12 protein-coding genes and 1 pseudogene are annotated in these 11392 nt (G+C 58.6%); 6 read left to right on the forward strand and 7 right to left on the reverse strand.

Annotated elements, in window-relative coordinates; all coding sequences use genetic code 11:
• Positions 1 to 4: 4 nt before the first annotated feature.
• The 3 genes from tsaB to ACLBWT_RS19650 all read right to left on the reverse strand — a co-directional run bounded on the left by tsaB (position 5) and on the right by ACLBWT_RS19650 (position 2556).
• Positions 5 to 937 carry a tRNA (adenosine(37)-N6)-threonylcarbamoyltransferase complex dimerization subunit type 1 TsaB gene (tsaB, locus tag ACLBWT_RS19640; RefSeq protein WP_447664811.1) on the reverse strand — a complete coding sequence of 311 codons (933 nt, stop codon included), beginning with the start codon at positions 935 to 937 and terminating at the stop codon, positions 5 to 7.
• Entirely contained in the window at positions 937 to 1425 is a 489-nt protein-coding gene (gene tsaE, locus ACLBWT_RS19645; protein ID WP_447664812.1) for a tRNA (adenosine(37)-N6)-threonylcarbamoyltransferase complex ATPase subunit type 1 TsaE, read from the reverse strand. Before tsaE ends, tsaB begins: the two co-directional genes overlap by 1 nt.
• Positions 1426 to 1680: 255 nt before the next feature.
• The gene (locus ACLBWT_RS19650) at positions 1681 to 2556 is read right to left on the reverse strand and encodes a YitT family protein (protein ID WP_447664813.1); all 876 of its coding nucleotides are present in this window, start codon (positions 2554 to 2556) and stop codon (positions 1681 to 1683) included.
• Between the two features lie 297 nt (positions 2557 to 2853).
• On the opposite strand from ACLBWT_RS19650, the gene ACLBWT_RS19655 reads away from it, so the two are divergent.
• Positions 2854 to 3057: a hypothetical protein gene (locus tag ACLBWT_RS19655; protein ID WP_447664814.1), complete on the forward strand. Its 204-nt coding sequence runs from the start codon at positions 2854 to 2856 to the stop codon at positions 3055 to 3057.
• Here ACLBWT_RS19655 and ACLBWT_RS19660 read toward each other — a convergent pair.
• Both ACLBWT_RS19660 and ACLBWT_RS19665 read right to left on the reverse strand, forming a co-directional pair.
• Positions 3054 to 3251 (reverse strand): H-type small acid-soluble spore protein, encoded by a 198-nt coding sequence (locus ACLBWT_RS19660; protein WP_447664815.1) that lies wholly within the window; start codon positions 3249 to 3251, stop codon positions 3054 to 3056. The genes ACLBWT_RS19655 and ACLBWT_RS19660 overlap by 4 nt on opposite strands.
• A 13-nt stretch (positions 3252 to 3264) precedes the next feature.
• The gene (locus ACLBWT_RS19665) at positions 3265 to 3600 is read right to left on the reverse strand and encodes a hypothetical protein (RefSeq protein WP_346775657.1); all 336 of its coding nucleotides are present in this window, start codon (positions 3598 to 3600) and stop codon (positions 3265 to 3267) included.
• 149 nt (positions 3601 to 3749) lie between these two features.
• On the opposite strand from ACLBWT_RS19665, the gene ku reads away from it, so the two are divergent.
• The 3 genes from ku to ligD are packed head-to-tail and all read left to right on the forward strand — an operon-like array spanning position 3750 to position 6741.
• Complete coding sequence (gene ku / locus ACLBWT_RS19670) at positions 3750 to 4682, forward strand: non-homologous end joining protein Ku (protein ID WP_447664816.1); 933 nt, start codon at positions 3750 to 3752, stop codon at positions 4680 to 4682.
• Entirely contained in the window at positions 4682 to 5821 is a 1140-nt protein-coding gene (locus ACLBWT_RS19675) for an ATP-dependent DNA ligase (RefSeq protein WP_447664817.1), read from the forward strand. The genes ku and ACLBWT_RS19675 overlap by 1 nt, the downstream gene beginning before the upstream one ends.
• A gap of 5 nt (positions 5822 to 5826) precedes the next feature.
• Positions 5827 to 6741, forward strand: a complete 915-nt coding sequence (gene ligD, locus ACLBWT_RS19680; protein ID WP_447664818.1) for a non-homologous end-joining DNA ligase — start codon at positions 5827 to 5829, stop codon at positions 6739 to 6741.
• 366 nt (positions 6742 to 7107) lie between these two features.
• On the opposite strand, the gene cls is transcribed toward ligD, so the two are convergent.
• Positions 7108 to 8535, reverse strand: coding sequence for a cardiolipin synthase (gene cls / locus ACLBWT_RS19685; RefSeq protein ID WP_447664819.1), 1428 nt, complete (start codon positions 8533 to 8535; stop codon positions 7108 to 7110).
• 310 nt (positions 8536 to 8845) lie between these two features.
• On the opposite strand from cls, the gene ACLBWT_RS19690 reads away from it, so the two are divergent.
• Both ACLBWT_RS19690 and ACLBWT_RS19695 read left to right on the forward strand, forming a co-directional pair.
• The gene (locus ACLBWT_RS19690; protein WP_447664820.1) at positions 8846 to 9373 is read left to right on the forward strand and encodes a bactofilin family protein; all 528 of its coding nucleotides are present in this window, start codon (positions 8846 to 8848) and stop codon (positions 9371 to 9373) included.
• A 175-nt stretch (positions 9374 to 9548) separates the two neighbouring features.
• A pseudogene (locus tag ACLBWT_RS19695) lies at positions 9549 to 9686 on the forward strand (family 16 glycosylhydrolase); the annotation flags it as partial.
• Between the two features lie 94 nt (positions 9687 to 9780).
• Here the strand turns inward: ACLBWT_RS19695 and ACLBWT_RS19700 are convergent.
• Positions 9781 to 11376, reverse strand: coding sequence for an extracellular solute-binding protein (locus ACLBWT_RS19700; protein WP_447664821.1), 1596 nt, complete (start codon positions 11374 to 11376; stop codon positions 9781 to 9783).
• Positions 11377 to 11392 lie beyond the last annotated feature (16 nt).

The following is an 11392-nucleotide window of genomic DNA, read 5'->3' on the forward strand; positions in this document are numbered from 1 at the left end:
CGTTTTACGCCTCCCCGGGTTTCTCCAATAATTTAGCTTCCGCTTCAGCCAATTGCGTGTAGTTTGGAACAAATGCGTGCGCGTCATCCGCTTCACCTCCGGCTAGCCGCCTGCTTCCAAGCCAGGCTGCGCTGCGCCCTTCCATGACATGAGGCTGCCTTGCGACAGCAGGAGCTCCTCCGGGCAAGCCCGCAAGGAGGGATTCCAGCATCGAGATGGATTCCTCATGCTTTTCCAGGTCTCCCGTAAAGACAATCCGTTCCGGCCTCCCAGCGGCATCCGTAATCTCCAGCCGTTCATAAAGCCTGCGCGCCCAATCCGAAGCGAGCCGGATGGCGTCCGTTTCCAGACGTCGCCAGCCTTCCCTATCGGAAGCGGCAAAGAGAGCCGTATAGGCTTGTCCTCTCCGGGCGTCGATCAAGGGAACGGCCCAAGACGCTCCGACCGCATCAGCGGACCTCGCGGCATCATCCGCTTCGCCATGGCTGGCTACAGCCTCGGAGCTTTGGCCTGCATGCTCGCGCCATGCGCCGACGGCCATCGCCTCAAGCGTCGACACGCCGACGATCGGCAGCTTCCAGGCCCAGGCCAGCGTCTTCGCGACGGATGCCGCTATGCGGACGCCCGTGTAGGAGCCCGGGCCGATGCCCGCAGCGATGCCGTCCAGCTGCCCGGGGGAGATGCCGGCATCGGCGAGCAGCTTCTGTACGGCCGGCACGACATGCGCCGAATGGTTGCGCTCGGCCGGCGACTGGACGCTGGCGAGCACTTCGTCGCCCCGCGTCAAGGCGGCGGCAAGCACCGCCGTCGCCGTGTCCAGCGCCAGGACGAGCAGCTCTTCCCTTGGCTTGGCCTGCCTCAAGCTCGTGTCCGTTGCGCCATCAACTCGCGGAGAGCTCTCCGCTCCGGCTCCTGCGGCCGGATCATGCTCCGTCATTATACTGCTCCTCCCGTCTCGGCGATAAGCCTGCACCATTCCGCATAAGGGAGTCCGCGGCCTTCCAGCCGTATCCGCCTCTCGCTGCCTCCCAGATGCTCGATGTACAGCTCCAGCCTGGATTCCGGAATCAGTTCCGGAATCAGGCTCGCCCATTCCACGAGGGAGACGCCGCTTCCGTAGAAATACTCGTCCAATCCGAGCTCGTCGGCCTCTTCCTGCGACAGCCGATAGACATCCATATGGTACAGCGGCATCGTTCCGCTGGCATACTCTTTTATAATCGTAAAGGTCGGGCTGTTAACCACGCCCTTCACCCCGATCGCGGCGGCGAACGCCTGCGAGAACCGGGTTTTGCCCGCGCCAAGATCGCCATCCAGCGCGATCACCGTTCCGGGAGCGGCCCATGCTGCCAGCATTTCCGCGAGCCGGACCGTGTCCGACTCCTCCCGCGCGCGCCAACTGGCTGTTGCTGTGGCCTCTGTCATCTGTGTATCCCACCTTGCTTATGTTCCGCTTTCATCCGCTTCCGGAATCTTGTTCTCATTATATCGGCCCCCTTCCTCTGCCGCAACCGCAGCCCGGCGGGCTCCGCACGGACATCCGAACGCCATGGCGGACAGCAGCCGGCCGTCCTTCGCGGTGAGCCGTCGACGCCTGCGCTTGCCTGACGGCAGCGCACAGAAAAAAACTCCGCAGGCAGATGTCTGCCTTGCGGAGCATGCGTCCTGCCGTCGAGCGCGCTAGTGAATATCGCGCTTCTTGAAGCGGCCGCCCTTGACGTCATGGATATTGCCGACGGCCAGGAAGGCGCCGGGGTCCATGTCGGTCACGATCGATTTGAGCTTGGCTTCCTCGAGGCGCGTCACGACGACGAACAGCACTTTCTTGTCGCCGCCGGTGAATCCGCCCTCGCCGTTGAGATAAGTGACGCCGCGGCCCAGACGGCTCATGATGGCTTCCCCGATGTCGCGGTACTCGTCGCTGATGATCCAGACGGCCTTGGATTCGTCGAAGCCCTCGATGACGATGTCGATCATCTTATAGGCGATATAGTAGGCGATGAGCGAGTACATCGCACGGTCCCAAGAGAACACGAAGCCCGCGCTCGACAGGATGAACAGATTCGCGAACATGACGATCTCGCCGACCGAGAAAGGCAGCTTCTTGGAGAGGAGGATCGCGACGATCTCCGTTCCGTCGAGCGAGCCGCCGAAGCGGATGACGAGACCGACCCCGACTCCGAGCACCATGCCTCCGAAGATCGAGGCGAGGAACTCGTCGATCGTGAGCGGATCGACTTCATGCAGCAGGTAAGTCGTCAGCGACATGACGGCTACTCCGTACAGAGTCGACAGCGCGAAGGTCTTGCCGATCTGCTTATACCCCAGGAAGAGGAACGGAAGGTTGAGGAGGAAGAGGAAAAGTCCGAGAGGAACGTCAGTCAAATAAGAAAGCATGATGGAAATGCCGGTGATGCCTCCGTCGATGATGTTGTTCGGCACCAGGAAAATCTCCAGGCCTACCCCCATCAGGACGGCTCCGACGGTGATGAACAAGACCCGCTTGAACACTTCAAAGAATGGCAGCTTGAGATGCTGCCCCTGCGCTGTTACCATGCCCCCACACCCTTTCAATCTGTCTTGCTTATGACCTTTATGCTAATTATAAAGTATTTTCGCTCTAAATTAAAGGAAAAGGGTGGATTTAGCTAATTTTTAACGTATTTCTCCACAAAAAGACTCGTTATCTCCGGTTATCGATGGTTATCTTTCTTTATCTTGATTTTAACCCTGACATGACCGTCTAAAGCTTGTATCCCCATCTATCTATATGTATTTTCGCCCCTTCCCGTTATTCCGATCATTTGGTATCGTTGGGGATGCCGGACATTTCCGGCGGAAGGGGAAACAGCCATGTCAGCAGGCCGTCACAAGCCGTCATCACCGCCATCGGCTCGCGCCCAGCACGAGGTCGATCTCGCGAGGGGAACCTGGTCCCGCAAGCCGGCTACGCAAGTGCAGCCGAACCGCAAAAAAGAACAGCGCCGCTCTTGGTGCCGCAAAGGCAACGGGAACGACGCTGTTTTTTTGTTTTCACGAATTCAGCGCGGCCTTTAGTTTTCTCGGTGCGGCTGGCCTTCATGAAGCTGTTCGACCGATACGGTCTGCGTGTTCTGAGGGGTCGTGCCGACCTGCACGGTCGCCATGCCGTTCGCCTCGTCCACATTCTCGATCCAGACGGAGTGCCCGCCCAAGTGGACGGTCACCATATCCTTGGAGCCGTAGATTTCCATCGCTCTTTTTACATCCACCGCGAATTCCCTCCTATTCTCCGTCCTCTGCTTCTTCCTTCAGCATCATCGTATCCGTCGTCGACTCTCCGATATGGCCGTTGTGGATCGTGACCTGGCCGCCTCCGAGACCTTCGCCCACCATCCGGTCGATATCCATCTCGTAGTCGACCCTGCCGCCATGGTCGGCCGTCCGGCCGACGCCGGCATCCGTCATCGTGCGCGCTCCGCCTTCCTCCAGCGAGCCGTCCAGCTCCGTGCTCATTTCGGCAGCCAGATCCGGAAGGCTCTTCTCGTCGCGGCTGCTGGCCAGCATATGGCGGCTGTCCAGCCTGCGCTCGAGATGGCGGCGTATTTCCTGCTCGTCCATTCGCCTCACGCCTCCTTTCCGGGGCTGTCGTCAGCCTTAATGAGAAATATGCCCGCAGCAGCCGGGCTTCATGCATGGGAACCCCCTCCGGATGGGCACACTGGTAGGAAATAATGCCGGAACTCCGGCTGCAAGGAGGCGCGATAGCTATGCATACCGTATGGAAAGGCGCGATCAGCTTCGGACTGGTGCATGTGCCCGTCAAGATGTTCTCCGCCACGGAGGACAAGGACATCTCGCTGCGCATGCTGCATTCTGTCTGCGGCAGTCCGATCGCCTATGTGAAGGAATGCCCCGTATGCGACAGGCGAATCGAAACGAATGAAATCGTCAAAGGCTATGAATACGAGAAAGGCCGCTTCGTCACCTTCGAAAAGGAAGAGCTGGACCAGCTCGGCGGAGAGAAGTCCAAAACGATTCAGATCATCGATTTTGTCGCCTTGGAGGAGATCGATCCGATCTATTTCCAGAAAACCTATTACCTCTCCCCCGATCAGGCGGGTGGAGGAGCTTATTCGCTGCTGATGGAAGCGATGAAGGAATCCGGCAAGATCGGCATCGCCAAAATTTCCATCCGCTCCAAATCAAGCCTCGCCGCGATCCGCGTCCTCGACGGCTGCCTCGCGATCGAGACGATCTTCTATCCCGACGAAATCCGTCCGATCCAGCAGGTGCCGAACCTGCCCGGAGCGGTCGTTCTGAATGACAAGGAGCTGTCGATGGCCAAGCTCCTCATCGATCAGTTGACGACGCCGTTCGAGCCCGAAAAATACACCGACGATTACCGGAGCGCCATGCATGATCTCATCCAAGGCAAGATTGCCGGCGAAGACGTCCGCATCGCGCCGCAGCAGGAGCCCGCACATGTGCTGGATCTGATGGCCGCCCTGCAGGCAAGCCTGGAATCGGTCAAAGGACCTGCCGCAGCGCCCGTGCTCGATACCGGTGCAGCGGACAAGCCCAAGAAGAAAAGCGCGAAAGCGCCGGCAGCCGGTCTGGCGGACTCCGGAGAAACCGATAAGCCCGCGAAGAAAGCCGCCAAGCCGCGCGCCAAGAAAACCAAGGAATCCGGCGTTTCCTGATGCGCGCCGCGAAAGGCAGCCTTCCGCTCGGCCTGACGGCGCCGATGGCGCCCATAACGAGAGCCGATCTTCCGCAAGGAGAAGACTGGGGCTACCAGATCAAATGGGACGGCGTCAGGCTGCTTGCCGACATCGGCTCCGACGGCAAGGCGCTGCTGTATTCGCGCCAAGGATTGATCAAGAACAACATTTACCCCGAAGTTGTCGTCGTAATAGAGAAGGCTGCTCTCGGCCGCTGCATTCTGGACGGAGAGCTGATCGCCTGGACGGGCAGCAGGCCCAGCTTTCAAAAGGTTCTGCAGCGCGAGCGCATGCGCGGCAAGCAGGGCGGAACCAGGCTGACGCCGCTGCGGAATCCGGAGGTGCCGGCGGAGGCGATGGCCGGAGGCGCGGGCAGCAAGCATTCCGCCCACGACCTTTCCGGATCGGACGACAGGTTGCTGCGGCCGCAGCCTTCGCAACAGCATCCCGACATCGACAACCATGTCGATGCTGCCGATCGGCCGCAGCCTTCGCAGCCTCCCGCCGGACTCGCCTACGTGCTGTTCGATATGCTGGCGGCGGGAGGCCAGGATCTCAGAGGCCTGCCTTATCTGCAAAGGCATGAAGCCCTCCTGAGCCTCTCTCCGAGGCTGCCGGACGGCATGCTGGTGACGGAGCTTTACAGCGACGGAGAAGCTCTGTGGCATTGGGTCGCGGAAGCCGGCTGGGAAGGCGTCGTCAGCAAGCGCCTGAACTCTCTTTATAAGGAAGGCAAGCAGCACAAGGATTGGTTCAAGAAAAAAACAGCCCTGCTGCTGGATGTGGACATCGTCGGCCTCAAGATTCGGGATGGAATGGCGGCAAGCCTCGTCATGAGCGCCGAGGGGCAATATTTCGGCAGCGTATCGCTTGGACTGACCGGCGAGATGCGCGCGCTCCTGACAAGCCAGCTTGTGCCGGAAGGCGCATTCGCCGGCGGCTCTCTGCAAGCGGGGGCGGCCCTTCCTTTCGCCGCACTCCCGGATGACCTGAGAAAGGAACGGGTCGTCTGGCTTCAAAATCCTTTTCCTTGCACAGTTACCGGGCTGGAGATCACCGAGGCCGGCCAGCTTCGCCATCCCAAGATCGCCGGATTCGGCCGCCGGAGAGGAGATTAGCGTCCATGCCAACATCCAAAGGCTATCGCAGCGAAAAGGGAAGCATTACGCTGGACGGCCATCAGCTGACGATTACGAACCCGTCCAAGCCGCTGTGGCCGGAGATGGGCATCACCAAGCTCATGTATCTGGAGAAGCTTGTCCAGCTCTCCCCATTCCTGATTCGGCATTGCCGCGACCGCCATTTGACGACGATCCGTTATCCGCACGGCATCCATGACAAGTCCTTTTACCAGAAAAATTGCCCTGAGCCGCGGCCCGAGTTCGTCCGAACCCGGTCCGACGGCAGCATCGACTATGTCGTTCTCGACTCGCTGCCGACCCTGATCTGGCTCGGGAATCTGGCTTGTCTGGAATTCCACGCTTCCTTCGACCTGGCGGACGACCCTCAGCATCCGACCGAATGGGTCATCGATCTCGATCCTTCCGTCGAAGAGGAGCCGAGAATCATGGAGGCCGCATGGCTGGTCGGCGAGCAGCTGAGGGGCCTTGGCATCGAATCGATTGCCAAGACGAGCGGCGCTACCGGCGTACAGCTCATCGTGCCGCTGGCGGACCGGCTGAGCTTCGACGAACTGCGCTCCATCGGGATGTTCGTCGGGGGCTATATGACCCAGAAGCATCCCAAGCTGTTCACGGTGGAGCGGCTCAAGAAGAACCGCGGCGATCTGATCTATTTCGATTACCTGCAGCATTATCAGGGCAAGACGATTGCCGCTCCCTACACGCCGAGAGCCAGAGCCGGAGCGACCGTCTCCACTCCGCTGGAATGGGACGAAATCAGGCAAGGGGCGCAGCCGCGCGACTTTCACTTGCTCAATATCCATGATCGTCTCCAGCAGTGCGGGGATCTTCTTGCGCATGCCCCCAAGCAGGCGCTTCGTCCGATTTTGGATTTTTTGAAAAGCAGGACACTATAACCAAGATATGTTATAATATGCTACATTATGTATCATTCAATTGAAACATATGGGGTGAACGGGTTGAGTCTGGCTGTCGTCAAAGTGATTTGCTATAGCTGCGGGAATGCGGATTCATTCCCTTCCCTTAAAGACAAGCTAGGCTTATCCGACCCGGCTTCGAGAGAGCAAATAGCCGCAGGCTTGGAACGGAAAGCCTTGTTCCACACCTGCAGCCACTGCTGTACGCTGTTTAGAATCATAGAAGCCGATCTTGTTCCTCGGCCGCCTGCGCTTTGAATCTTCGAATCGCTGGCTTGCCGGCCGCATCATCTCTTCGGCCCGGCTCCTCCCGGGCCGGCTCATGCCGGTTCTCAGGCCAGCATTCTACAATAGCGGCGACAGCATATGCGCCGCCACTTCCGCCGCCTTCTGCGTCCACGGACGCGCCTCGAATTCGCCGAGCTTCAGCTCGTAGCAATCCTTCAAGTCAAGCATGAAGTCCTCCTCCAGCCTTCCGATCGCCTTGCTCCCGAACAGATTCGCATTGATCTCGAAATTGCTGAAGAAGCTTCTCATATCCATATTCGCCGTTCCGACCGACGCCATGAGCCTGTCCACGATCATGACCTTCGCATGGATGAAGCCTTTGCGGTAGCGATAGATGCGGACGCCCGCCTCCAGCAAGTCCTGGACATAAGAGAGCGAAGAATAGAGCACCAGCCTGGAATCCGACTTGTGAGGGAGGATGATCCGGACATCCACGCCGCTCAGCGCCGCCGTCCGCAGCCCCATCAGGACGCTCGGGTCGGGAATGAAGTAAGGCGTAGCGATGTAGAGCTTCTCCTTGGCGGCGCTGATTGCGGAAAATACGCTCTCCAGAATGGAGTCCGCGCTCGTATTCGGTCCGCTGGCGACGATCTGTACCTGCTCGCTGCCGCTGCAGCCATGCTCAGGAAGATAGGCGGGATGATCCAGCCTCTCCCGCGCCGTGAACCACCAGTCCCGCATGAACACCAGCTGCAGATAATAGACCGCATCCCCTTCAATCCGCACATGCGTGTCGCGCCAGAAGCCCAGCTTCGGATTTTTGCCGAGATATTCGTCCCCGATGTTGATTCCTCCGACGAAGCCGATCTTCCCGTCGACGACGACAATCTTCCTATGGTTCCGGAAGTTGACGCGCTTGTCGAAGAAGGCGAAGCGCGGGGCAAGGAAGCACTGCATCTTCACGCCGCCGTCCAGAAGCTCCTGCACATAAGCGTTTTTGAGCTCCAGACTGCCGATCCCGTCGTAAATGACCCTCACCTCGACGCCTTCGGCGGCTTTGCGGAGCAGCATCGCCTTGAACTTGCAGCCGATCTCGTCATGGCGGATCGTATAATAATCGAGGTGAATGTGATGGCGGGCGGAATCAAGCGCCTGCAGGATCGAGGCATAGGTCGGCTCCGCGTTGGTGAGGATCTCCGTCCGGTTGCGGCCGGTGACCGGCAGCATCGAGAAGCTGCCGAGCAGGTTGAACAGCCGCACCTCATGCTTGAAGTCCGGATTTTCCATGTCTCCGGGCCGATGGATGAGAGCGCTCTGCCGCAGCGCCTTGAGCTGGACCTCCTGGGCGATGACTCCCCTTCGCCGGACCGTCCGCCTCGTCTGGTACTCGCGCGCGACGAAATAGTACATGACAAAGCCGATGATCGGCAGCACGAACAGGATGAGCAGCCATGCGACGGTTTTGCCCGGCTGGCGGTACTCGAGAATGAGGATCGTCATGATTTGGAAGAGAAAGATGAACAGGGCAAGCACGAGCCAGAACATGGGGCACCTCTTTTGCGGATTGGCGGAATATAATTGCTCTCCATAGATATAAGTATCAACGGACAACCATCTTTTAAAGCAGAACCTGCAGCAAAGTTGCGGCAGCCGCCGTGAACATGCGCGCTGCGCATTGTCATGCGGCTTGATATCAGTCCGCTGCCTTCCGCTCGGCTTGATCAGCGCCTCTTCGCTGGCAGACCGTCTGTTCGGTCGCGGGCATCCTGTCGGCTTCTTCAGGAATGAAGCCGGTTCTGTACGAATATATACAACATAGCACGTATCCGAATCCATTCCAGGGAGGCGAATATCCATGTTCAAGGAAAACAAGCGCTGGTCGGCTTCGGACACCCTGATCGGCCAGGGCACCCGGGCGGAAGGAACCTTATCCTGTCAGGCAAGCCTGAGAATCGAAGGGGAGTACAGGGGCGACATCGATTGCAAGGAGGATGTCATTGTCGGAGAGAGCGGAGTGGTTCGCTCCAATATCTCGGCCAAAGACATCACGATCTCCGGCAAAGTCTACGGGGATGTCACCACGACAGGGCGCCTGACGATCATGTCGAGCGGCCAGCTGCATGGCAGCGCGGCCGTCGCCTCGCTCATCGTCCAGGACGGCGGCATTCTGAGCGGCAGCTGCCGCATGGAGCAGCGTGCTCCCGAGCAGGCTCAGCATCAGTCTGAGCAGCAGGTCCAGCAGCAATCCAGCCATCAGACTCAGCCGCATGCTAACCAGCAAGCCCAGCAGCAGCCGGCGCGCCCGATGGCGGCAGATGGTGTCCGCGAAACCCGCGATGCCGTGCGCGACGGAACGGTCAAGGAGCGCCGGCAAGCGGGCTGACCGGCATTGAGCAGGGAAAGAAAGAACCAGCAGCGGTTTCCGGGATCCTCTCCCGGAAACCTGTTTTGATTTCGGGAAAAAAGTTGCGATCTTGGTACGCAGCTTTGTTTTTTATGACAGCGCTATCGAAATCGGGAGTACCATTCACATGTAACCAATATAGCACGAAGGGTAGGAAGTCAACATGAAGCCTGCCAAGAACACCGGCATCGTATCCTCCTTTTTCACTTATACCGGTCCATCAGACGGAATTCCCTGGGATGAGATCGACATCGAATTCCTCGGCAAGGACACGACCAAGGTCCAATTCAATTGATTTACCAACGGAGCAGGAGGTACGCTTCCTACGACTGGCTGAAGTATACGAGCAACTGACAGGCCGGCATGACAAGAGAAACCGGATGCGGCTAGGAGGAGCCGCGTCCGGTTTGCTGTTTCTCCCGATACCATTCATTGACTTCATGCGTAATCTGCTCTCCGCCGTATTCGTACCACAGCCGCACGAACGAATCATGCTCGGAGGGCGATCCGCTGCCATATAGAATGTTCTCGAATGTTTTCTGCTCCAGCTTCTGCAGCAGCTCCCACTTGGTTCTCATGGTCGGCGTCAACGGCCCGGTGAAAGCTTCTTTGACGGATGAACCCTGCTGGGAAAGCAGGACAGGAACAACGGGATCCGATACGGCTTGGGTGAATGAGGAAGGAATGCGCGCCCCGTCGAAGGTCAATGTATAGGACGCTACCCGAACTCCGCCATGCGGAAGGAAGATGGGATCCTTGGTCGGAACGCCGTTCATTTTTATCCAGTCGTAACCTTCGCCGAGGCCGTTGGCCAGATCTCCGCTCGGAACGGCATAGTGGTCGAACAAATAATTCTGGTAGGTGAAAAAGATTTCCGGGTTCTTCATGTTTTTGTGGATGAGCACGGCTCCATTGATCGGCAGCGTGCCTCTGCGGAGAACCCTTCCTCCCGGTCCTGCCGGCAGCGGAATTGCCTTGATATCGGCAGCCGGATTAAGCTTGATCAGATCGATGAGCGGCCAACCGGACATCCAGTATGGCCCTGCGATCATCCCGGCTTTCCCTTGGACGAATGCCTCGGCTGCCCGCTCCTCGTCATGCCACTGGCTGTCCCCGGACAGATAGCCCTTTTGAATCCAGTCCTTCATCATTCGCAGCGCATCCTGGGCTCCCTTCGACACGGAGCCATATTCCAACAAGCCGCCGCTCCCCGCATTCCATTGCTTGGGTACGGCTCCGTAAGCCCCGAATAGCCAGCTGCTGTCACCCATCCAGGTGCTGGAGCCGTTGGCAAAGCTGATGGACAAGCCGTAGGTGTCGCTCAGCCCGTTGCCGTCCGGATCTCTGTTCCTGAACGCATCCATCACCTTCTCCAGTTCATCCAGAGTAGTTGGAGCTGCCAGCTTCAGCCGGTCCAGCCAATCCTGCCGGATCCATAACACGGGATCGGAAGCATAGTCGTAATCCAGAATGGGGATGGCATAGTTCTTTCTGTCCCTTTCCGTGAAATCCCATACCGACGGGTCTTCCCTCATCGCGTTCTTCCAGACAGGTGAGGCCAGCCGGTCAAACAGCTCTCCGACCTCCATGAACTTGCCGGAATCGATCGCCTCCTGAATGAAGTCCTTGTCTCTGACAGCGACGATGTCCGGCAGCGTGCCCTGAGCAAGACCCAATCGGAGCTTGTTGACATAGGCATTCGCTGTATCCGGGATGCTCCATTGGTACTGGAGCCGGATGCCGAGCCGCTCCAGCGCCCAGCGGGTATGGACATTGTCCTCCAGGCTGTCTCCGTTGATGAACGAGACATCGGGATTGATCGCTCCGACCGTTGTCAGCGCGACAGGAGGACTATATTTGCCTAGACGGCTGTCATAATGAACGGTGGATTCCGCGTTCTCTGCCGGCGATGCAGCATCGGAGCTTCTGCATGCCGTGCAGCATAAGACCAGCAGCATGATGACGAGGACTGCTTTTGACAAGTCTATTCCTTCTTTC

The sequence above is a fragment of the Paenibacillus sp. D51F genome, from assembly GCF_053345695.1.